The organism is Cellulomonas telluris (assembly GCF_004886325.1).
GTDB classification, from domain to species: Bacteria; Actinomycetota; Actinomycetes; order Actinomycetales; family Cellulomonadaceae; genus Cellulomonas; species Cellulomonas telluris.
Genome location: NZ_QXFN01000004.1, coordinates 623,063 through 643,599 on the forward strand (window position 1 = coordinate 623,063; position 20,537 = coordinate 643,599).

21 protein-coding genes are annotated in these 20,537 nt (G+C 76.5%); 13 read left to right on the forward strand and 8 right to left on the reverse strand.

Annotation, left to right across the window (positions count from 1 at the left end; all coding sequences use genetic code 11):
• The first annotated feature begins 277 nt into the window (after positions 1 to 277).
• Together FB586_RS15065 and FB586_RS15070 are read left to right on the forward strand one after the other, a co-directional pair.
• Positions 278 to 619: a cupin domain-containing protein gene (locus FB586_RS15065; RefSeq protein WP_136520119.1), complete on the forward strand. Its 342-nt coding sequence runs from the start codon at positions 278 to 280 to the stop codon at positions 617 to 619.
• Complete coding sequence (locus FB586_RS15070) at positions 616 to 1,782, forward strand: ThiF family adenylyltransferase (RefSeq protein ID WP_136520120.1); 1,167 nt, start codon at positions 616 to 618, stop codon at positions 1,780 to 1,782. Before FB586_RS15065 ends, FB586_RS15070 begins: the two co-directional genes overlap by 4 nt.
• Positions 1,783 to 1,806: 24 nt before the next feature.
• On the opposite strand, the gene FB586_RS15075 is transcribed toward FB586_RS15070, so the two are convergent.
• The 3 genes from FB586_RS15075 to FB586_RS15085 all read right to left on the reverse strand — a co-directional run bounded on the left by FB586_RS15075 (position 1,807) and on the right by FB586_RS15085 (position 4,035).
• A complete protein-coding gene (locus FB586_RS15075; RefSeq protein WP_136520121.1) occupies positions 1,807 to 2,313 on the reverse strand; it encodes a MogA/MoaB family molybdenum cofactor biosynthesis protein in 507 nt (168 codons plus the stop codon).
• Positions 2,306 to 2,734: a cyclic pyranopterin monophosphate synthase MoaC gene (gene moaC, locus FB586_RS15080; RefSeq protein WP_187697883.1), complete on the reverse strand. Its 429-nt coding sequence runs from the start codon at positions 2,732 to 2,734 to the stop codon at positions 2,306 to 2,308. Before moaC ends, FB586_RS15075 begins: the two co-directional genes overlap by 8 nt.
• A 62-nt stretch (positions 2,735 to 2,796) precedes the next feature.
• Positions 2,797 to 4,035 carry a molybdopterin molybdotransferase MoeA gene (locus FB586_RS15085; protein ID WP_222928370.1) on the reverse strand — a complete coding sequence of 413 codons (1,239 nt, stop codon included), beginning with the start codon at positions 4,033 to 4,035 and terminating at the stop codon, positions 2,797 to 2,799.
• 113 nt (positions 4,036 to 4,148) lie between these two features.
• On the opposite strand from FB586_RS15085, the gene moaA reads away from it, so the two are divergent.
• Positions 4,149 to 5,264: a GTP 3',8-cyclase MoaA gene (gene moaA / locus FB586_RS15090; protein ID WP_136520123.1), complete on the forward strand. Its 1,116-nt coding sequence runs from the start codon at positions 4,149 to 4,151 to the stop codon at positions 5,262 to 5,264.
• A gap of 1 nt (position 5,265) precedes the next feature.
• Complete coding sequence (locus FB586_RS15095; RefSeq protein ID WP_136520124.1) at positions 5,266 to 5,541, forward strand: MoaD/ThiS family protein; 276 nt, start codon at positions 5,266 to 5,268, stop codon at positions 5,539 to 5,541.
• A 20-nt stretch (positions 5,542 to 5,561) separates the two neighbouring features.
• Here the strand turns inward: FB586_RS15095 and FB586_RS15100 are convergent, their stop codons facing one another.
• On the reverse strand, positions 5,562 to 6,020 hold the full coding sequence (locus tag FB586_RS15100) for a molybdenum cofactor biosynthesis protein MoaE (RefSeq protein ID WP_222928371.1): 459 nt from the start codon (positions 6,018 to 6,020) through the stop codon (positions 5,562 to 5,564).
• A gap of 140 nt (positions 6,021 to 6,160) precedes the next feature.
• On the opposite strand from FB586_RS15100, the gene FB586_RS15105 reads away from it, so the two are divergent.
• Genes FB586_RS15105 through mobA form a run of 5 tightly spaced genes read left to right on the forward strand, consistent with a single transcriptional unit; the run spans position 6,161 to position 9,588 of the window.
• On the forward strand, positions 6,161 to 6,565 hold the full coding sequence (locus FB586_RS15105) for a TOBE domain-containing protein (RefSeq protein ID WP_136520125.1): 405 nt from the start codon (positions 6,161 to 6,163) through the stop codon (positions 6,563 to 6,565).
• Positions 6,562 to 7,350 carry a molybdate ABC transporter substrate-binding protein gene (gene modA, locus FB586_RS19830; RefSeq protein ID WP_222928372.1) on the forward strand — a complete coding sequence of 263 codons (789 nt, stop codon included), beginning with the start codon at positions 6,562 to 6,564 and terminating at the stop codon, positions 7,348 to 7,350. The genes FB586_RS15105 and modA overlap by 4 nt, the downstream gene beginning before the upstream one ends.
• A complete protein-coding gene (locus tag FB586_RS15110; RefSeq protein ID WP_222928373.1) occupies positions 7,347 to 8,174 on the forward strand; it encodes an ABC transporter permease in 828 nt (275 codons plus the stop codon). Before modA ends, FB586_RS15110 begins: the two co-directional genes overlap by 4 nt.
• Entirely contained in the window at positions 8,171 to 8,962 is a 792-nt protein-coding gene (locus FB586_RS15115; RefSeq protein WP_222928374.1) for an ABC transporter ATP-binding protein, read from the forward strand. The genes FB586_RS15110 and FB586_RS15115 overlap by 4 nt, the downstream gene beginning before the upstream one ends.
• A complete protein-coding gene (mobA, locus tag FB586_RS15120) occupies positions 8,959 to 9,588 on the forward strand; it encodes a molybdenum cofactor guanylyltransferase (protein ID WP_136520127.1) in 630 nt (209 codons plus the stop codon). Before FB586_RS15115 ends, mobA begins: the two co-directional genes overlap by 4 nt.
• 13 nt (positions 9,589 to 9,601) lie before the next feature.
• On the opposite strand, the gene FB586_RS15125 is transcribed toward mobA, so the two are convergent.
• The 3 genes from FB586_RS15125 to FB586_RS15135 form a co-directional block, all read right to left on the reverse strand.
• Positions 9,602 to 9,880 carry a DUF6457 domain-containing protein gene (locus tag FB586_RS15125; protein ID WP_136520128.1) on the reverse strand — a complete coding sequence of 93 codons (279 nt, stop codon included), beginning with the start codon at positions 9,878 to 9,880 and terminating at the stop codon, positions 9,602 to 9,604.
• Positions 9,881 to 9,944: 64 nt separating this feature from the next.
• Entirely contained in the window at positions 9,945 to 10,475 is a 531-nt protein-coding gene (locus FB586_RS15130; RefSeq protein WP_136520129.1) for a hypothetical protein, read from the reverse strand.
• A 109-nt stretch (positions 10,476 to 10,584) separates the two neighbouring features.
• Positions 10,585 to 11,799, reverse strand: a complete 1,215-nt coding sequence (locus FB586_RS15135; protein ID WP_136520130.1) for a glycosyltransferase — start codon at positions 11,797 to 11,799, stop codon at positions 10,585 to 10,587.
• A gap of 168 nt (positions 11,800 to 11,967) precedes the next feature.
• On the opposite strand from FB586_RS15135, the gene FB586_RS15140 reads away from it, so the two are divergent.
• The 4 genes from FB586_RS15140 (at position 11,968) to treZ (ending at position 19,412) form a co-directional block, all read left to right on the forward strand.
• Positions 11,968 to 12,762: a transglutaminase-like domain-containing protein gene (locus tag FB586_RS15140; protein WP_136520131.1), complete on the forward strand. Its 795-nt coding sequence runs from the start codon at positions 11,968 to 11,970 to the stop codon at positions 12,760 to 12,762.
• Positions 12,763 to 12,854: 92 nt separating this feature from the next.
• Positions 12,855 to 15,056, forward strand: a complete 2,202-nt coding sequence (gene glgX, locus FB586_RS15145; protein ID WP_136520132.1) for a glycogen debranching protein GlgX — start codon at positions 12,855 to 12,857, stop codon at positions 15,054 to 15,056.
• Positions 15,053 to 17,563 (forward strand): malto-oligosyltrehalose synthase, encoded by a 2,511-nt coding sequence (gene treY, locus FB586_RS15150; protein WP_136520133.1) that lies wholly within the window; start codon positions 15,053 to 15,055, stop codon positions 17,561 to 17,563. Before glgX ends, treY begins: the two co-directional genes overlap by 4 nt.
• Position 17,564: 1 nt before the next feature.
• Positions 17,565 to 19,412 (forward strand): malto-oligosyltrehalose trehalohydrolase, encoded by a 1,848-nt coding sequence (gene treZ / locus FB586_RS15155; RefSeq protein ID WP_136520134.1) that lies wholly within the window; start codon positions 17,565 to 17,567, stop codon positions 19,410 to 19,412.
• 54 nt (positions 19,413 to 19,466) lie between these two features.
• Here treZ and zapE read toward each other — a convergent pair whose 3' ends face one another.
• On the reverse strand, positions 19,467 to 20,522 hold the full coding sequence (gene zapE, locus FB586_RS15160; protein ID WP_246036792.1) for a cell division protein ZapE: 1,056 nt from the start codon (positions 20,520 to 20,522) through the stop codon (positions 19,467 to 19,469).
• Positions 20,523 to 20,537: the final 15 nt, after the last annotated feature.

Genomic DNA, 20,537 nt, shown 5'->3' on the forward strand with positions numbered 1-20,537 from the left:
CGGGCGTCGGGTGCGCGCGGTGCGCGGCACGGGTGGGGCGTCCGGGCGCCGGGCGGTGCCCGGGGCCTCGCGGTCGTGCGGGGGCTGGCTGCGGGGGCGACGGCGGACCTGTCCGTCGCCGTGCCCCGACGCTAGGGATGTCGTGTTTCGCCCGACCGCGGCCTGGCGTAACCCGCCGCGAACGTCTTCCGCACACGCTCCCGGCGGCGGGTGTGAGAAGGAGCCGGGCGGCGGCGTCCCGACGGGCGGTTCGCGCGGCGGCTGCCAGGATGGGCGCATGCCGGACCTGAACGCCCTCGTGACCACCCACCTGGACCTGGCCCGCGCGGACGCGCACGGCCGCAGCGCCGAGCTCGTCGTCCACGACGGCGAGCTGCGCCAGACCGTCATCGCGCTGACCGCGGGCTCCGAGCTCGGCGAGCACGCGTCCCCGCCGGCGGCCAGCCTGCAGGCGCTGGTCGGCCGCGTGCGCGTGCACGTCGGCGAGGAGGTGCAGCAGGAGGTCGCCGCCGGTGAGCTGTGGACGCTCACGCACGAGCGGCACTCCGTGCTCGCGCTGGAGGACTCCGTGCTGCTGCTCACCACCGTGACGAGCGTCGACCGCACGCCGCACGGATGACCCGCACGCTCCCCCCGCTCGTCACCCCCGGCCCGCCGCTGACGCTCGAGCAGGTCGACCGGTACGCGCGACACCTGGCGCTGGCGCAGGTCGGGGACGTGGGCCAGCGCCGGCTCCTCGCGGCGCGCGTCCTCGTGCTCGGCGCGGGCGGGCTGGGGTCGCCGGCCCTGCTGTACCTCGCGGCGGCCGGTGTCGGGACGATCGGCGTCGTGGACGACGACGTGGTCGAGGCCTCGAACCTGCAGCGGCAGGTGGTGCACGGAGCCGACGACGTCGGCCGGCGCAAGGTCGACTCGGCCGCGGACCGCCTGCGCGGCCTCAACCCCGACGTCACGGTCCGCACGCACCCGGTGCGGCTGACCGCGGAGAACGCGGAGGAGCTGCTCGGCGGCTACGACCTCGTCGTCGACGGGACGGACAACTTCGCGACGCGCTACCTCGTCAACGACACGTGCGCGCGCCTGGGCCTGCCCTGGGTGTGGGGCTCGGTCCTGCGCGGGCACGCGCAGGTCAGCGTGTTCTGGGCCGGCGTCGAGGGCGGGGTCGACCTGCGCGACGTGTTCGGCGAGCCGCCCGCACCGGGCACCGTGCCGTCGTGCGCGCAGGACGGCGTGCTCGGTGCCGTCTGCGCGGCCGCGGGCTCGGCGATGGCCGTGGAGGCGGTGAAGCTCGTGTGCGGGACCGGCCGCGCCCTGCTGGGGCGGGTCGCCGTCCTCGACGCGTTCGACGCCACGTGGCGCGAGGTCCCGGTACGCCCCCGCACGGACCGCCCGGTCGCGGCGCCCGCCCGCGCGGCGGGTAGCGTCGACACCGTGACGACCCCCGACGCCCCCGACCTGACCCCCGCCGACCTGCGCGACCTGCTCGCCGCACGCGACGCCGGCACCGCCGACGTGGACGTCGTCGACGTGCGCGAGCCGGGCGAGACCGCGGCCGGCACGCTGCCCGGCGCGCGCCTCGTCCCGCTCGGCGCGTGGGCGGACGGCTCCGCGCTCGCCGGCCTCGACCCGGACCGCACGCTCGTGCTCGTGTGCCGCTCCGGCATGCGCTCCGCCCGGGCGGCGGCGGTCGCGCGCGCGGCCGGCGTGCGGGACGTGCGCAACCTCGACGGCGGGCTCGTCGCCTGGGCCCGCGAGGTCGACCCGGCGCTCGTCGTCCCCTGACCCACCCGCCCGCCGGGGCGCCGGTCACCCGTGGTCGGCGCCCCGCAGCTGGCGCACGGCGTGCACGAGCACGGGCCCGAGCAGCGCGGCGGCGTCCCGCGCGGCACCGGTCGACCCCGCGACGTTAACGACGAGCGTCCGCCCGGCGACGCCCGCGAGCCCGCGCGACAGCATCGCGGCGGGCACCCCGCGTGCCACGCCGTCGGCGCGCAGCGCCTCGGCGATGCCCGGCACCTCGCGCTCGAGCACGGCCCGGGTCGCCTCGGGCGTGCGGTCCCGCGGTCCCAGACCCGTCCCGCCGCTCGTCACGACGAGCGCGGCGCCCTCGGCCACGGCCGCGCGCAGCGCCGCCTCGACGGGCTCGCCGTCGGGCACCACGACCGCGTCGTCGACGGCGAAGCCGAGCTCGCGCAGCGCGTTCACGAGCACCGGGCCGGACCGGTCGCCGTAGACGCCGGCGGCGGCCCGGTCGGAGGCCGTGACGACCACCGCGCGCCCGAGGTCGCCGTGCCTCGCCCCCGGGTCAGCCACGGTGCCAGGCGCCGCTGCGCCCGCCCTCCTTCGCCTCGACCCGCACGTCGGTGATCGACGCGCCCGGGTCGACGGCCTTGACCATGTCGACGAGCGTGAGGCCGGCCGCGGCGACGCACGTCAGCGCCTCCATCTCCACGCCGGTGCGGTCGGCGGTGCGCACGCGCGCCGCGATGCGCACGCCGTCGTCCTCGACGGCGAGGTCCACCTGGACGCCGTGGATCGCGATGGGGTGGCACAGCGGCACCAGGTCCGGCGTGCGCTTCGCCGCCTGGATGCCCGCGATCCGCGCGACCGCGAGCGCGTCGCCCTTCGGGACGCCCTCGCCGCGCAGCAGCGCCACGACCTCGGGCGTGGTCACCAGCCGCCCGGACGCGTGCGCGGTCCGCACCGTCACCGGCTTGTCCGCCACGTCCACCATCCGCGCCGCACCGCGCGCGTCCACGTGCGTCAGCCGCGGCTGCGCGCCGCCGTCCGGGTCGCTCACGCGTCCCCCTCCCTCAGGTCCACCACGGTCACCGTCTCCCCGGCACCGACGTGCGTCACGTCGGCCGGGACGTCCAGGAGCGCGTCGGCGCGCGCGAGCGAGCCGAGCAGGTGCGAGCCGGGCCCGCCGACGGGCGTGGCCACGAGCGCGCCGTCGCGCACGTCGAGGCGTGCGCGCAGCAGCTGGCGCCGGCCGGCGGGCGAGCGCACGTCCGACGCGAGCACGGCCGGCAGCCGCCGCCGGTGCACGTCCCGCGCGCCGAGCATGCGACGCAGCAGCGGGCGCACGAACACCTCGAACGAGACGAACGCGCTGACCGGGTTGCCCGGCAGGCTCAGGACGGGCGCCCCGGACGGCAGCCGGCCGACCCCCTGCGGCTTGCCCGGCTGCATCCGCACGTGCACGAGCTCGCCGTGCCCGCCCGTGAGCAGCGCGTCCCGCACCACGTCGTACGCCCCGACGGACACGCCCCCGGTGGTCACGACGACGTCGGCGCGCGCGCCGAGGTCGTCCAGGACGCGCAGCACGTCCGGGACGTCGTCGGGCAGGACGGCCACGTCGACGACGGACGCGCCCGCAGCCTCGGCCGCGGCGGCGAGCTGCACGCCGTTGGACTCGTGGATCTGCCCGTGCGCGAGCGCGCCCCCGTCGGTGACGAGCTCGCTGCCGGTCGAGACGACCGCGACGCGGGGACGCGCGTGCACGGGCACCTCCCGGTGCCCGGTCGCGGCGAGCAGGCCCAGCGCGGCCGGCCCGAGCACGTCGCCGGCGTGCAGGACGACGTCCCCGGTGCGCACGTCCTCGCCGCGGCGGCGCACGTGGGCGCCCGGGGCGACGACGTCGTGCAGGGTCACCCGGTCCGTGCGCGCGTCCGTGAGCTCGACGGGCACCACCGTGTCGGCGCCGGCGGGGACGGGTGCGCCGGTCATGATCCGGACGGCCGCACCGGCGGGGACGCGCACGGTGCGGGTGTCCCCCGCCGGGACGTCGTCCGCGACGTCCAGCACGGCGCCGGACCGCACGTCGGTCGCCGCCAGCGCGTAGCCGTCCATCGCCGAGCTGTCCCACGGGGGCAGGTCCACCGCCGAGACGACGTCCCGCGCGAGCGCGGCGCCCCGCGCCGCGGCCAGCGGCACCTGCTGCACGGGCAGGGGCGCACCGAGCGCGAGCACGGCGGCGGCGTGCTCGTCGAGCGTGCGCACCGGCCGGGCGGGCACGGCGGCGGTGTCGGGCATGCGGCCCAACCTAGCGTCGCCCGGCACGCGGGCCGGCGCCCGCACCTGCGCCGCCGGCCCGTCGCGCGCCCCGGCGCCGGGCCGCGTCGCCGCACGTCCGTATGATCGGCCCGATGGAGCCCGTCACGCCCCGCGGTGCCGTGCCGGTCGCCCTGGGCCCCGCGCCCGTGCGGCGGGCCCGCGCGACCGCGGCGCCGGGACCGACCGCGCGGCTGCGCGGCGACGGGCTCGTCGACCGCTGGGGGCGCACCGCGACGGACCTGCGGGTCTCGCTGACCGACCGGTGCAACCTGCGCTGCTCGTACTGCATGCCGGCCGAGGGCCTGCCGTGGGCGCCCGACGAGACGGTCCTGACCGACGACGAGGTCGTGCGCCTCGTGCGCGTCGCGGTCGAGCGGCTCGGCGTCCGCGACGTCCGGTTCACCGGTGGCGAGCCCCTGCTGCGCCGCGGGCTGGAGGGCATCGTCGCGGCCACCGCCGCCCTGCGGACCACCGACGGCGCGCCCGTCGGCACCGCGCTGACGACCAACGCCCTCGGGCTGGACAAGCGTGCCCGCGCGCTCGCCGCCGCCGGGCTGGGCCGGGTCAACGTCTCGCTGGACTCCCTGCGCCCCGAGCGGTTCGCGGCGATCACGCGCCGCGACCGCCTGCCCGACGTGCTCGCCGGCCTGCGGGCCGCGCAGGACGCGGGGCTGGGGCCGGTCAAGGTCAACGCGGTGCTCGTGCGCGGCGTCAACGACGACGAGGCCGTCCCGCTGCTGGCCTGGGCGCTCGAGCACGGCTACCACCTGCGGTTCATCGAGCAGATGCCGCTCGGCCCCGCCGGGTCCTGGGACCGCGCGGGGCTCGTCACGGCGCAGGAGATCCTCCACGCCCTGACGGCGGCGTACGACCTCGAGCCCGAGCCCGAGGGGGCGCGCGGCGGCGCACCCGCCGAGACGTGGACCGTGCGCGGGCGTCCCGGGGCGACCGTCGGCGTGATCGGCTCGGTGACCCGGCCGTTCTGCGGGGCGTGCGACCGCACCCGCCTGACGGCGGACGGTCAGGTGCGCAGCTGCCTGTTCGCCCGCGAGGAGCACGACCTGCGGGGTCTGCTGCGGTCCGGCGCCGACGACGAGGCGCTCGCCGAGGCGTGGCGCGCCGCGATGTGGGGCAAGAAGCCGGGGCACGGGATCGACGACGTCGGCTTCCTGCAGCCGGCCCGCACGATGAGCGCGATCGGAGGCTGACATGACCGGGACGAGCGCGGCGGTGCACACGCTCACCGTGCGGTACTTCGCGGCGGCGCACGAGGCCGCGGGCGTCGCGGAGGAACGGGTCGACGTGCCCGGCGGGACCACGGTCGGCGCCCTCCTCGACACGCTCGCCGCGCGGCACGGCGGCGCCCTGCGCGACGTGCTCGCCGTGTGCGCGCTGCTCGCGGACGGCACCCTGCACCGCGACCGGGACGCGCTGCTGGGCGCGCCGGCGGTCGTCGACGTGCTGCCGCCCTTCGCGGGGGGCTGACGCGCCGGACGCCGCGGGCGTCAGGCGCAGTTGACCCACTCGTGGGTGCCGTCGTCGAACACCTGCCGCTTCCACACGGGCAGGTGCTCCTTGACCTCGTCGACGAGCCGCGCCGCCGCGGCGAACGCCTCCTGCCGGTGCGCGGCGCTCACGGCGACGCCCAGCGCGCAGTCGCCGAGCGCGAGGGCGCCGACGCGGTGGACCACCGCGACGGCGTCGACGGGCGCGTCCTCGGTGACCGCGGCGACCACGCGGGCGAGGACGGCACCGGCGTCCGGGTGCGCGACGTACTCGAGGTCCGTCACGGTGCGCCCGTGGTCGTGGTCGCGGACCACGCCCGCGAACGTCACGACCGCGCCCGCGGCGGCGTCCGCCACGGCGTCCGCGAGCGCGGCGACGTCCACGGCCTCCTCGGTGACGTCGGCGACCAGCACGCGGCGCGCAGGGGCGGTGCGGCGGGACGTGTCGTGCGGGCTCACGGCGCCACCCTAGGCACGGCCGCAGTCCGCGCGTCGCGCGGTCCCGCGGGACGGCGGCGTCGAGCGCGGCGAACGCCGCGGTTGCGGCGTGCGCGTCCGCCGGATGCCGCAGCAGCGGGTGCCTGCCCTACGCTGACCGCATGCGTTACCGCGTGGGTGAGGCCGCCCGTCTGCTGGCGGTCAGCGACGACACGGTCCGCCGCTGGGTGGAGGCGGGCCGGCTGCGCTCGACCCGCACGGCGTCGGGCCGCCACGAGATCGACGGCGTCGACCTGGCGCGCCTCGCGCAGGAGCTCGCCGACGAGGCGGGGTCCGGCGAGGACGGCCGCGCACGGCACTCCACCCGCAACCGCCTGCGCGGCATCGTCACCCGGGTGGTGCGCGACGGCGTGATGGCGCAGGTCGACATCCAGGCCGGGCCGTACCGCGTGGTGTCGCTGATCAGCCGCGAGGCGGCCGACGAGCTGGGGCTCGAGCCGGGCGTCGTCGCGGTGGCGTCGGTCAAGGCGACGAACGTCGCCGTCGAGCACGTCGAGCGCGCGTGAACGGCACGACGGTGCGCGTCCGCGGGGCGCTCGCCACCCTCGCGGCCGGGTGCCTCGCCGCCGGCTGCGCGGGCGGCGGTGCCGCGGTCCCCGCCGGGTCGTCCTCCCCCGGTCCCACGGGCACGGTCGTCGTGCTGGCGGCCGCGTCGCTGACGGACGTCCTCGCCGAGGTCGAGACCGCGCTGGAGGCGCGCCACCCGGGGCTGGACGTGCGCACGAGCCCGGCGGCGAGCTCCACGCTCGCCGCCCAGGTCGTCGCGGGCGCCCAGGCCGACGTCCTCGTCACGGCGAGCGAGGCGACGACGGCCACCGTGACCGACGCGCTCGGCGGCGAGCCCGTCGTCGTGGCGCGCAACACCCTGCAGATCGCCGTGCCGGCGGGGAACCCCGGCGGCGTCACGGGGCTCGACGACCTCGCCGACCCCGACCTCACGGTGGCGCTGTGCGACCCGTCGGTGCCGTGCGGCGCGGTCGCGGCCGAGGTCCTCGCCTCGGCCGGCGTCACCGCCGCGCCCGACACGCTCGAGCAGGACGTGCGGGCCGTGCTCACGAAGGTCCGGCTGCGGGAGGTGGACGCCGCGCTCGTCTTCCGCACCGACGTCCTGGCCGGGGGCGACGCCGTCGAGGGCGTCGCCGTCCCCCCCGAGCACGCGGTGGCGACGGCGTACCCGGCCCTCGTCCTGCCCGACGCGCCGAACCCGGCGGCGGCGCGCGCCGTCGTCGACCACCTGCGCTCCCCCGCCGGCGTCGAGGCGCTGCGCGCGGCGGGTTTCACCACGCCGTGACCCGCCGCCGCGCCCCTGTCGCGCTGCTCGCACCGGCCGCGCTCGGGCTCGTCCTGCTGGTCGCCCCGCTCCTCGCGCTCGTCGTCGCGACCCCGTGGGGCGACCTGGCCGCGCGCGTCCTGGCGCCCGAGGTCCTCGACGCCCTGCGGCTGTCGCTGCTCACCGCGGGCGTCAGCACCGCGCTGTGCGTGCTGGTCGGCGTGCCGCTGGCCTGGGTCCTCGCGCGGACCGACCTGCCCGGCCGGGCGCTCGTGCGCGCCCTCGTCACGGTGCCGCTCGTCCTGCCGCCCGTCGTCGGCGGCGTGGCGCTGCTGCTCCTGCTCGGGCGTCAGGGGCTGCTCGGCCGCCACCTCGACGCGTGGTTCGGCGTGACGGTGCCGTTCACGTCCGCCGCGGTCGTGCTCGCGCAGACGTTCGTCGCGCTGCCGTTCCTCGTCCTCGCCGTCGAGGGCGCGATCGCCGGCACGGACGAGCGGCGCGAGCTCGCCGCCGCCACGCTGGGCGCGTCCCGCTGGTACGTCACGCGCCGGGTGACCCTGCCGGCCGCGGCGCCGGGCATCGCCGCCGGGGCCGCGCTGTGCTTCGCCCGGGCGCTGGGCGAGTTCGGGGCGACCCTGACGTTCGCCGGCAGCTTCCCCGGCACGACGCGCACGATGCCGCTCGCGGTGTACCTCGCGCTCGACACCGACCCGCAGGCCGCCGTCGCCATGTCGCTGCTGCTGCTCGTGCTGTCCGTCGCGGTGCTGGTCGCGCTGCGCGGCCGGTGGGTGGGCGGGATCACGGGCGCGCGCACGGCGCCGGCCCGCACCACGGTGCCGTCGTGAGCCGCGTCGCCCCCGGCCACGGAGACGGCCTCGACGCGCACCTCGTCGTCGAGCGCGGCACGTGGCGCCTCGACGTCCGCCTCGCCGTCGCGCCCGGCCGGGTGCTCGCCGTCCTCGGGCCCAACGGCGGGGGCAAGTCCACCGCCGTCGCCGCCCTGGCGGGCCTCGTCCCCCTCCGCAGCGGGCACGTGCGGCTCGGCGGCCGGACGCTCACGGACGCGACCTCCGGCGTCGACCTGCCCCCCGAGCGGCGCGGGCTCGGCGTCGTCCTGCAGGACGTGCTCCTCGTGCCGCACCTGTCTGCTCGCGAGAACGTCGCGTTCGGCCGCCGAGCCGCCGGCGAGCGGGCGCGCGACGCCCGCCGGCACGCCGACGCGCTGCTCGACGACCTCGGCCTGACCGCGCACGTCCGCACCCGCGCCGACCGGCTGTCGGGCGGGCAGGCGCAACGGGTCGCGCTGGCCCGAGCCCTGGCCGTCGAGCCGGCCGCGCTCGTCCTCGACGAGCCGTTCGCCGCGCTCGACGCGCACGCCCGCGCCCACGTCCGCGCGGTGGCCGACCGGCACGTGCGCACCCGGGCGGTGCCGCTCGTGCTCGTGACGCACGACCTCGCCGACGCGCGCGCCCTCGCCGACGAGGTGGCGGTCCTCGAGGGCGGCCGGGTCGTCCAGCGCGGCGCCCCGGAGGACCTCGTCGCGGCCCCGGCCACGGCGTACGTCGCCGGACTCGCGGGCGCCGGTCACGACGAGCGCCCGCCCGGCTCGCCGACGCCTACGGTGGGGACGTGAGCGCGCCCGGGCCCGACGTCCTGGTCGTCGTCCCGGCCGGCGGCACCTCGCGCCGCATGGGCGGCGGCGACAAGACCGCCCTGGACGTCGGGGGCCGCACCGTGCTGGAGCGGCTGCTCGCCGACCTCGCCCCGCTGCCCACCGTGGTCGTCGCCGACCCGCCCGCCGCCGCGGTGCGCGCACGCACCCGGCACGTGCGGTGGTGCCGCGAGGACCCGCCGGGCGCCGGCCCGCTCGCCGCCCTCGCCGCCGGTCTCGCCCGCGCACCGGACGCGCGGGTGCTCGTCGCCGTCGCCGGCGACCAGCCGTTCGCCGGACGTGCCGTGCCCGCGCTCCTGGCGGCGCTCGACGCCGCACCCGACGCCGACGCCGCGGCGGCCGCGGAGCCCGACGGCCGGCTCCAGCCCCTGCTCGCCGCGTACCGCACGGCGGCCGTCGCCGCCGTGCTGCGCGGCCCGGTCGCCGACCGCCCCGTGCGGTCGCTGTGGGCGGGCCTGCGCGTCGTGCCCGTGCCGCTGCCCGCGGCCCAGCTGCTCGACGTCGACGCGCCCGACGACCTGGCGCGGGCGCGCCGTGCCGTCCCGCACGCCCGTCCCGCCGGGCGCACCGGTCCCGGCACGGGCTGAACGTCTCCGCGCGTCAGCCCTGCGTCGCCTCGCGCGCGCGCAGCTCGCGCTCCACCTCCGCCAGCGCGGTGCGCACCCGTGCCGCCGTCTCCGCGGCGCCGCCGCCGGCACTGCCCGCCGCCACGCCGACCAGGAACGCGGTCATCGGGCCCGCCGGGCGCACGACGCCGTGCGCCACGTCGCGGACCATGCCGAGCACGGGCGGCGTGGTCTCCTCGACCAGCGCCCGGTCCACGCCGAGCACGTCGGCGACGTGCGCGAGCCAGTCGTACAGCGGTTCCGCGTCCGGCATGCGTGCCTCCCCGTGGCGGCGGGCGGCCCGCCCGCCCGGCGTCGGCGAGCCTACGCGCGCCGGGTCAGGCGTCGTCGCTCGACGACGTGCCCAGGTGCGGGGCGAACGCCTTCTCCCGCGCACGGGAGGCCAGGTGCTCGATGCGCTCCGCCTGGTCCCGCGAGCGCTCCACGAACCGCTCGATCCGGGCCTCGTCGAGCCCCAGCTGGTCGGCGTGCTCGCGCAGCGTCACCCAGCCCATGCGCTTGCCCTCCAGCCCGGACCGGACGATCTCCAGCTCGAGCACGAGGGATAGCGGCGAGCGGCCGACGACCCGCCCGTTCGGCTTGAGCCGTGCGACGCGCTCGCCGAGCGCGGCGGCCAGCGCCTTCCACCGCGACAGCGGCAGGCCCAGGTCCTGCGCGGTGGCGACGTGCGTCGCCCGCTCCTCCCGCAGCTCGTCGGCGAGACGTGCCAGCGGGGCGCGCATGTCCCCGATCTCCTCGACCTGGCTCAGCCGGGTCAGGCGCGAGATCACGGCCGAGGCGCCGGCGACGTGGTCCGCGAGGTACGTCGCCAGCAGGGTGCGGTCGATCTCGGGCTGCTGCGTGCTCATCGCTCCTCCGCTCGCGCGTGACCGCCGCACGGCCGTGGCCGCCCGGCGTGGGTGGTGTCGATGCTGGGCCCTCGGGGCCCGCGGCGCCAGGCGAGAGCGGCGGTGACGGTCAGGCGCGGTCGGACGGCAGCACGACGTCGGGCTCGCCGAGCAGCGGCGTCACCGCGTCGGGACGGTCCGCTGCGGCGACGGCGGCGGCCGCCGGCGTGGTCAGGCGCACGCGGCGACGGCTCGCGCGCGGCCGGTAGACGATCCGGGAGTGGAACGTGAAGCGGGCGACGAACGCGACGACGAGGGTGATGGCCGTCGCGAGCACGGCCGCCACGTGCATCGTCTCCACCAGCAGGGCCATGACCGGCATCCGCAGGAGCGTCTCGACGTTGTTGAACGTGAACGACTGCCCGAACCGTGCCCAGGCGCCCTTGCCCTCGTGCCGCAGGTCGCGGAACACGAAGCGCTCCTGCAGCAGGAAGTTGCCGACGATCGTGAGCTCGGCCGCGACGATCGCGGCGAGGAGCCAGCCGGCGCCGAGCGAGGTCAGCGCCGCGACGACCGCGACGTTCACCAGCGCGCCGAAGCCGCCGATGATCGCGAACCGCGACATGCGGCCGAAGCGCAGCCCGCCGAGCTGCCAGAGGAAGTGCAGCCCCTGGGCGACGTTCGCCTTCGAGCGTCCCGCGAACCGCTCCCCGAACACGAACGGCACCTCGACGACCCGCATGGGGTGGCGGGCGAGGATCTCGAGCAGGATCTTGAAGCCGCGGGGGCGCAGGACCTCGAGGTCGACGGCGCTGCGCCGCACGAGGAAGAAGCCCGTCATCGGGTCCGAGCAGTCCCGCAGCCGCACCGGGAACATGGCGCGGGTGACCGCGGTGGACGTGGACGACACCGCCTGCCGCACCGCGCCGGAGAGGCCGGCGCTGCTGCCGTCGCCGACGTACCGCGAGGCGACGACGACGTCGACGTCGTCCTCGGCGGCCCGCGCCACCATGGTGGGGATCAGCTCGGGCGGGTGCTGCAGGTCGCCGTCCATCACCAGGCACAGCGGCGCGGACGAGGCGCGCAGACCCTCGGCGACGGCGCCGCCCAGCCCGCCCACCGGGTCCTCGCGGTGCAGGACCCGCACGGGCATGCCCGCGGTCGGCGCGACCGCGCGCACGACGTCCGCGGTGTCGTCGGTCGAGTCGTCGACGAACAGCAGCTCGGCGTCGAGCCCCCGGGTCGCGGCGGCGACACGACGGACGAGCTCGGGCACGTTCGGCGCCTCGTTGAACGTCGGGACGACGACGGTGAGCCGCGGCGTGCTCGGCGACGGTCCGGTCATCTCACCCTCGTTCACGCTCGTGGTGCTCCTGCACCGCTCGGCCCAGGAGGTCCCCGGCGACCCGGTCACGGTAGCCGACCGTCCTGAGACGGCAGAAGGGACCGAACCGGCGAAACGCTTCACCCAGTCTCCGCGCGGCCGGGGCCCGGCGCACGGCAGCATGGGTCCGTGCAGCGCGACGTCTCCGCCCACCTGTCCGTGACGGTCCGCTCGGCCGCGACCCTCGTCCTCGAGGTGGCCGTGGCCCTCGGGCACGACCCGCAGGAGGAGCTGGCGGTGACGCTCGACGGCGTCCCGGCCACCGTCCGCGAGCTCGCGGGGCCGCACGGCACCCGCCTGCACGTGGTGACCGCGGAGCCCGGGACGCTCGTCGTCGACTACCGCGCGACGGTGCCCGGGGCCGGCGCGCAGCCGCCCGGGACCGACGAGCCGGACCGCCTGTGGTTCCTGCGGCCGAGCCGCTACTGCGAGTCCGACACCCTCGGTCCCACGGCACGCGCCCAGTTCGCGGGGCTCGCGGGCGCCGACCTGCTCGCCGCCGTGTCGTCGTGGGTCGGCACGCAGCTCGCGTACGTGCCGGGGTCGAGCCAGCCGACCGACGGCGCCGTGAGCACGCTGCTCGCACGGCGCGGCGTCTGCCGCGACTACGCCCACCTCGTCGTGGCGCTGCTGCGCGCGCTCGACGTGCCGGCGCGCCTGGTGGCGGTCTACGCCCCGGGGCTCGCGCCGATGGACTTCCACGCGGTCGCCGAGGCGTGGGTCGACGGCGCCTGGCGTGTCGTGGACGCGACGACGCTCGCCCCGCGCGCGTCCCTCGTGCGGGTCGCCACGGGCCGCGACGCGTCGGACACCGCCTTCCTCACCGTGCACGGCGGCGTGGCGGTGCTCGAGGAGGTCACGGTCGCGGCGGTCGCGCAGACCCTCCCCGACGACGACGTGCGCTCGCTGGTGTCGATCGGCTGACGACGGCGGCGGCGCTGTGACCTTGGTCGTCGCGGCGCCCGGGGGTCCCGCTCGACAGGCCGACCCGACCGCTCGCTGGCACGCTGTCCACCATGCAGATCTGGCCCGGACGCCCCTACCCCCTCGGCGCCACGTACGACGGGACGGGCACCAACTTCGCCCTGTTCTCCGGCGTGGCGGAGCGCGTCGAGCTGTGCCTCATCGACGCCGACGGCAGCGAGACCCGCATCGACCTCCCCGAGGTCGACGCCTTCGTGTGGCACGGCTACGTGCCCGGCCTGGCCCCCGGCCAGCGCTACGGGTTCCGTGTGCACGGCCCCTACGACCCGGCGCAGGGCCACCGCTGCGACCCCTCGAAGCTGCTGCTCGACCCGTACGCCAAGGCGATCGACGGGCAGATCGACGGCGACGCCTCGCTGTTCTCCTACCGCTTCGACGCGCCCGAGGAGCGCAACGAGGAGGACTCGAAGGACCACACGATGACGTCGGTCGTCGTGAACCCGTTCTTCGACTGGGGCCACGACCGCCCGCCGCAGCACCAGTACCACGAGTCGGTCATCTACGAGGCGCACGTCAAGGGCCTGACGCAGCTGCACCCGGCGGTGCCCGAGGAGCTGCGTGGCACGTACGCGGGCATCGCGCACCCCGCCGTCATCGAGCACCTGACGAGCCTCGGCGTGACCGCGATCGAGCTCATGCCCGTGCACCAGTTCGTCAACGACCCGACGCTGCAGGAGCGCGGCCTGTCGAACTACTGGGGCTACAACACGATCGGCTTCTTCGCGCCGCACAACGCGTACTCCTCGCTGACGACCTCCGGCCAGCAGGTGCAGGAGTTCAAGTCGATGGTCAAGGCGCTGCACGACGCGAACATCGAGGTCATCCTCGACGTCGTCTACAACCACACCGCCGAGGGCAACCACCTGGGCCCGACGCTGAGCTTCCGCGGCATCGACAACGCCAGCTACTACCGGCTCGTCGACGAGGACCCGGCGCACTACTTCGACACGACCGGCACGGGCAACTCGCTGCTCATGCGGTCCCCCCACGTGCTGCAGCTGATCATGGACTCGCTGCGCTACTGGGTGACCGAGATGCACGTCGACGGGTTCCGGTTCGACCTCGCGGCGACGCTCGCCCGGCAGTTCCACGAGGTGGACCGCCTGTCGGCGTTCTTCGACATCGTCCAGCAGGACCCGGTCGTCTCCCAGGTCAAGCTCATCGCCGAGCCGTGGGACCTCGGCGACGGCGGCTACCAGGTCGGCGGGTTCCCGCCGCTGTGGTCGGAGTGGAACGGCGACTACCGCGACACGGTGCGCGACTTCTGGCGCGGCGAGCCGCAGACGCTCGGGCAGTTCGCGAGCCGGCTGTCGGGCTCGTCCGACCTGTACGAGCACACCGGCCGCCGTCCCATCGCGAGCATCAACTTCGTCACCGCGCACGACGGGTTCACGCTGAAGGACCTCGTCTCGTACAACGAGAAGCACAACGAGGCGAACGGCGAGGACAACCGGGACGGCGAGAGCCACAACCGGTCCTGGAACTGCGGCGCCGAGGGGCCGACGGACGACCCGGAGGTCAACCGGCTGCGCGCGCGGCAGCAGCGCAACTTCCTCGCCACGCTCCTGCTCTCGCAGGGCGTGCCGATGATCGCGCACGGCGACGAGATCGGGCGCACGCAGGGCGGCAACAACAACGGGTACTGCCAGGACAACGAGATCACCTGGATGGACTGGGACCTCGACGAGGACCGCCTGTCGCTCCTGGAGTTCTCGCGGCGGCTCGTGCGCCTGCGCCGGGACCACCCCGTCTTCCGTCAGCGCCGCTTCTTCGCCGGCTCGCCGGACCACGGCGGGGAGTCCGACCTGCACGACATCGCGTGGCTGTCCCCGGGCGGCGAGCACATGGAGGACTCGGCGTGGCACGCCGACCACGCGTTCGCCGTCCAGGTGTTCCTCAACGGCGACGCGATCGCCGAGCCGGACATGCGCGGCGAGGACGTCGTGGACGACAGCTTCCTGCTGCTGTTCAACGGGCACTGGGAGAAGCGCCAGTTCCAGATCCCGGCGGCCGAGTACGGCCAGGTGTGGACGGCGGTCCTCGACACGGACTCGACGGTCGCGATCGGCACGGAGATCGACGCGCGCGGCAAGCTCGAGATCGCGCCGCGCTCGATGGTCGTGCTCACGCGCCCGCCGATGACCGAGACGCCGGGCGGTCCGGGGACCGGTGCGGCCCCCTCGGCTGCGACGGCGGCGCGCGACTCGGCGCGCGCGACGGGTGCGGTGCAGTGACGGATACCTGGACCACGCCCGAGCGCCGCCTCGTCCGGTCGCCGCACAAGGTCCCGGTCTCGACGTACCGCGTCCAGCTCGGGGCCGACCTGACGTTCGACGACGTCGCGGCGCGCGTGCCCTACTACGCGTCCCTCGGGGTCACGCACGTCTACCTCTCCCCCGTGCTGACGGCCGCCCCCGGCTCGACCCACGGCTACGACGTCGTCGACCACGACGAGATCTCCCCCGTGCTCGGCGGCGAGGACGCGCTGCGCCGCCTCGCGGACGTCGCCCACGAGGCCGGGCTCGGCCTGGTCCTCGACATCGTGCCGAACCACATGGCCGTGCCCACGCCCGTGTGGCACAACCGCGCGCTGTGGTCCGTGCTCACGCACGGCCCGGAGTCGCCGTACGCGGCGTGGTTCGACGTCGACTGGTCGTCCGGCGACGGCGCCGTGCTCATGCCGGTGCTCGGCGACCGCATCGGTGCCGTCCTCGCCCGCGACGAGCTGCGCCTGGTCGAGGAGGACGTGCCCGGCGCCGGCACCACCTGGGTGCTGCGCTACCACGACCACGTCTTCCCCGTCCGGGCCGGCACGGAGGCGCTGCCGCTGGGCGAGCTCGTCGAGCGGCAGCACTACCGGCTCGCGTACTGGAAGGTCGCGGACGAGGAGCTCAACTACCGGCGGTTCTTCGACGTCGGCACCCTCGTCGCGATCCGCGTCGAGGACCCCGAGGTGTTCGACGCGACGCACGCGCTCGTGCTGCGGCTGCTGCGCGACGGCGTGATCGACGGGCTGCGCATCGACCACCCCGACGGTCTGGCGGACCCCGGGGGCTACCTCTCGCGGCTGCGCGAGGCCACGGACGGCGCCTGGGTCGTCGTCGAGAAGATCCTCGCCGGCGAGGAGGAGCTGCCCGGCGACTGGGACACCGCGGGCAGCACCGGCTACGAGGCGCTGTGGCGGATCCAGCAGACGTTCACCGACCCGGGGGGCGCGGCGCGGCTCGGTGCGCTCATGCACCGGTACACGGGCGACGAGCCCGACGCGTTCGAGCGGCTGGTCGACGAGGCCAAGCGGCAGATCGTCGACGGCCCCCTGTACGCGGAGGTGCACCGCCTCACGACGATCGCGGCGGAGATCTGCCACGAGGACCTGCGTCTGCGGGACCACACGTGGCGGTCCCTCGAGGAGTGCCTCGTCGAGCTGCTCGTCGCGTTCGACCGCTACCGCGCCTACGTCGTGCCGGGCGAGACGCCGTCGCACGAGCAGGTCGCGGTCCTGCAGGCCGCGGCGGAGCGTGCGCGCCGTCGTCTGCCGGCGGAGCGCCACGAGACGATGTCCGTGCTGGTGGACCTGCTGCTGGGCCGCGAGGTCGGCTCCGCCGGCCGCACCCGCGACCCGCGCCGGGACGAGCTGGTGGTGCGCTTCCAGCAGACGTGCGGCGCCGTCATGGCCAAGGGCGTCGAGGACACCGCGTTCTACCGATGGACGCACCTCGTCGCGCTGTGCGAGGTCGGCGGCGAGCCCGACCGGTTCGCGTTCACCCCGACGGACCTCGCCGCCTGGGCCTCGCGCGCGCAGGTCGCCACGCCCCTGGGCATGACGACGCTCTCGACGCACGACACCAAGCGCGGCGAGGACACGCGTGCCCGCATCGGCGTGCTGTCCGAGCTGCCGACGGAGTGGGCGGCGCTCGTGGACGACCTGCGCCGTGCCACCGCCGGCTACCGCGGTGCGCTGCTCGACGGGCGCACCGAGTACCTGCTGTGGCAGACGCTCGTCGGCACGTGGGACGGCGACGCGCCGATCGAGGAGCAGCGCCTCGTCGAGTACCTGACGAAGGCGATCCGCGAGGCGAAGTCCCGCACGTCGTGGACGGCCCCGGACACCGCGTACGAGGAGGCCGTGCTCGGCACCGCCGCGCGTGCGATCGCCGACCCGGCCGTGCTCGAGCTGCTGGCCGCGTGGGACGCCCGCACGCACGAGGCCGTCCGGGCCGCCACCCTCGGCACGAAGCTCGTGCAGCTGACGCTGCCCGGGATCGCGGACGTGTACCAGGGCACCGAGGTCCCCGTCCTGTCGCTCGTCGACCCGGACAACCGCCGGCCCGTGGACGCGGACGCGCTCGCCGCCCGCCTGCAGCGGCTCGACGGGGGCGCGGGCGCCCGGTCGCTGGCGGACGAGAAGATGCTCGTCACGTCCCGAGCCGTGCGGCTGCGCCGGGACCTGCCGGAGGCGTTCGTGGGGCCGGACGCGGGTTTCGTCCCGCTCCCCCACTCCTCGGGGCACACGCTCACGTACGCGCGCACGGTGGCGGGTCAGCCGCGGGTCGCGGTCGTCGCGACGCGCCTGGCCGCCGCGGTCGAGCGCCTCGGCGGGTGGGCGGACCACACGGTCGCGCTGCCCGAGGGCACGTGGCACGACGTCCTCACCGACCGTTCCGTGCCGGGGGGTGTGCAGCCGGTCGCCGAGCTGCTCGAGCGCCTGCCGGTGGCCCTGCTCGTGCACGAGGAGCACTGAGATGACCTACGTCCCCGAGGTGTGGGCGCCCGCCGCCGGCCGCGTCGAGCTCGTGCTGCCGTCGGGCGCCCCCGAGGGCGTCGACGTCGGCGGTGCCCGGGCGGACGCGCGCGGCCCCGGTGTGCGGGTGCCGATGGACGCCGCCGGCGACGGCTGGTGGCGGGCGGGTGGGCCGCTGCCGCACGGCACCGACTACGCCTTCGCGCTCGACGGCGGGCCCGCCCGTCCGGATCCCCGTGCGGCCTGGCTGCCGGACGGCGTGCACGGTGCGGCACGCGTGTTCGACGCGGGCCGGTTCGCCTGGACCGACGCGGGCTGGAGCGGCGTCGACGTGCGCGGCAAGGTCTTCTACGAGCTGCACGTCGGCACGTTCACGCCCGAGGGCACGCTGACGTCCGCGATCGAGCGGCTCGACCACCTGGTCGGGCTCGGGGTCGACGTCGTCGAGCTCCTCCCCGTCGCGGGCTTCAACGGCCGGCACGGCTGGGGGTACGACGGCGTCGCGCTGTGGGCGGTGCACGAGCCGTACGGCGGGCCGGCGGCGCTGCAGGCGTTCGTGGACGCCGCGCACGCGCGCGGCCTGGCGGTGTGCCTCGACGTCGTGCACAACCACCTGGGCCCGTCGGGCAACTACCTGCACGAGTTCGGGCCGTACTTCACCGAGGAGCACCACACGCCTTGGGGCGCGGCGATCAACCTCGACCAGGAGGGCGCCGAGCACGTCCGGCGGTGGATCGTCGACAGCGTGCTGCGCTTCGCGCGGGACTTCCACGTGGACGCGTTCCGCCTCGACGCCGTGCACGCGCTGGTCGACGAGTCCGACCGGCACCTGCTCGCGCAGCTCTCCGACGAGGTGGCCGCGCTGTCGCAGGAGCTGGGCCGGCCGCTCTCCCTCGTCGCCGAGACCGACCTCAACGACGTCGTCTCGGTCACGCCCACCGCCGCGGGCGGGTGGGGCATGACCGGCCAGTGGGCGGACGACGTGCACCACAGCATCCACGCGCTGGTGACCGGCGAGCGGCACGGGTACTACGTCGACTTCGGCTCGCCCGAGACGCTGCGCACGGCCCTGACGGGGGTGTTCGTCCACGCCGGGCAGATGTCGACGTTCCGCGGCGAGCCCTGGGGGCGGCCCGTCCCCGACGACGTCGACGGCCACCGGTTCGTCGTCTTCGACGCCAACCACGACCAGGTGGGCAACCGCGCGCTCGGCGACCGTCCGTCGTCGCGCGTCGACGCCGGCGGGCTCGCCGCGCAGGCCGCGCTCGTGCTGCTCTCCCCGTTCACGCCCCTGCTGTTCATGGGCGAGGAGTGGGGCGCGCGCACGCCGTGGATGTTCTTCACCGACCACCCCGAGCCCGAGCTGGCCGAGGCGGTCCGCGAGGGCCGCACGAAGGAGTTCGGCGGGCACGGCTGGGAGAGCCTGTACGGCGGCGAGATCGAGGTGCCCGACCCGCAGGACCCGACGACGTTCGAGCGCAGCCGCCTCGACTGGTCCGAGCCCGGGCAGCCGGAGCACGCGCGCCTGCTCGACTGGTACCGCGAGCTCGTCGCTCTGCGCCGCCAGGTGCCGGACCTGGCCTCGGGCGACCGGAGCCGGGTCGCGCTCGACGTGCACGCCGTGGAGGGTCAGGGCGACGGGCCGTGGCAGGGCGCGCTGGTGCTGCACCGCGGGGACGCGCGCGTGGTGCTGAACCTGGCGCACGAGCCCGCCGCCGTGCCGGTGCCGCTCTCCGCGCCGGTCGAGGTCCGTGCGGCGTGGGACGGCGGTGCCGTGCAGCCGGCGGAGCACCCGGACGCCCCGGTGGTCGTGGAGCTGCCCGCGCGCAGCGTCGTCGTCCTGGCCTAGCCCGCGCCGCGTCCCGTGCCGCACCGGTCGAGGTCCGGCACGGGGTGCGGCACGTCAGGCGGCCGGCTGCTCCACGGCGAGCGCCGCCCCCTCGGCGGCGAGCGCCCCGAGCCGGGACAGCGCCCGGTAGTACTTCTTGCGGTAGCCGCCCCGCAGCATCTCGGGCGTGAACAGGTCGAGCCCGGCGTCCGTGACGCCCTCGCGTGCGACGAGCACGGGCACGTCGCGGTCGTACAGGCGGTCGACGAGCACGACGAGCCGCAGCGCGACGTCCTGACGGTCCACCGGCGTCACGTCGGTCAGCGCCACGAGGCCCACCCCGTCGAGCAGCGCGCCGTAGCGGCTCGGGTGGACCTGGGACAGGTGCTCGAGCAGGGCGCCGAGGTCGTCGAGCGTCGCGTCGTCGCGGCCGGCCACGACCGCCCGCAGGCGCGCGTCCGGCACGGTGGCGGCGTGCGTCGTCGCGGCCCGGTGCCGGTGGTCCTCGCCGTCGATGCGGATCACCTCGAACCGGTCCGCCAGCGCCTGGATCTCCCGCAGGAAGTCCTCGGCGGCGAAGCGGCCCTCGCCCAGCGACTCGGGCAGCGTGTTCGACGTCGCCGCCAGCGCGACGCCCCGGTCGGCCAGCTCGCGCAGCAGGCGCGACATGAGCACCGTGTCGCCCGGGTCGTCGAGCTCGAACTCGTCGATGCACACGAGCCGCTTCGCGCCGAGCGCCTCCACCGTCGGTCCGAACCCGAGCGCCCCGACGAGGTTCGTGTACTCGACGAACGTGCCGAACGCCGCCTGCTCGGTGCCCACGGCGTGCGCCAGGGACGCGAGCAGGTGCGTCTTGCCGACCCCGAACCCGCCGTCGAGGTAGACCGCCGGGGCCTGCGCCGCACGCCGGCGACCGAACCAGCCGCTGCGGGCCGCGGGCCGGGCGAGCGTGTCCCCGACCTCGCGCAGGCGGGCGAGGGCCCGCGCCTGGGACGCGTGCGCGGGGTCCGGGCGGTAGGTGTCGAACGACTCGTCCGCGAAGTGGCGCGGGGGCACGAGCTCGGCGAGCAGGCGGTCCGCGGGCACCTGGGGGCGGCGCGCGGTGAGCGAGGCCGGCACGGCGGGAGTCACACGCTCCAGGATACG

Excerpts from the sequence above, each read along its gene's own strand:
- FB586_RS15065 (WP_136520119.1), top strand. The coding sequence starts at position 278 with ATGCCGGACCTGAACGCCCTCGTGACCACCCACCTGGACCTGGCCCGC.
- FB586_RS15070 (WP_136520120.1), top strand. The coding sequence starts at position 616 with ATGACCCGCACGCTCCCCCCGCTCGTCACCCCCGGCCCGCCGCTGACG.
- moaC (WP_187697883.1), bottom strand. The coding sequence starts at position 2,734 with ATGGTGGACGTGGCGGACAAGCCGGTGACGGTGCGGACCGCGCACGCG.
- FB586_RS15085 (WP_222928370.1), bottom strand. The coding sequence starts at position 4,035 with ATGCCCGACACCGCCGCCGTGCCCGCCCGGCCGGTGCGCACGCTCGAC.
- moaA (WP_136520123.1), top strand. The coding sequence starts at position 4,149 with ATGGAGCCCGTCACGCCCCGCGGTGCCGTGCCGGTCGCCCTGGGCCCC.
- FB586_RS15095 (WP_136520124.1), top strand. The coding sequence starts at position 5,266 with ATGACCGGGACGAGCGCGGCGGTGCACACGCTCACCGTGCGGTACTTC.
- FB586_RS15105 (WP_136520125.1), top strand. The coding sequence starts at position 6,161 with ATGCGTTACCGCGTGGGTGAGGCCGCCCGTCTGCTGGCGGTCAGCGAC.
- FB586_RS15125 (WP_136520128.1), bottom strand. The coding sequence starts at position 9,880 with ATGCCGGACGCGGAACCGCTGTACGACTGGCTCGCGCACGTCGCCGAC.
- FB586_RS15130 (WP_136520129.1), bottom strand. The coding sequence starts at position 10,475 with ATGAGCACGCAGCAGCCCGAGATCGACCGCACCCTGCTGGCGACGTAC.
- FB586_RS15135 (WP_136520130.1), bottom strand. The coding sequence starts at position 11,799 with ATGACCGGACCGTCGCCGAGCACGCCGCGGCTCACCGTCGTCGTCCCG.
- glgX (WP_136520132.1), top strand. The coding sequence starts at position 12,855 with ATGCAGATCTGGCCCGGACGCCCCTACCCCCTCGGCGCCACGTACGAC.
- treZ (WP_136520134.1), top strand. The coding sequence starts at position 17,565 with ATGACCTACGTCCCCGAGGTGTGGGCGCCCGCCGCCGGCCGCGTCGAG.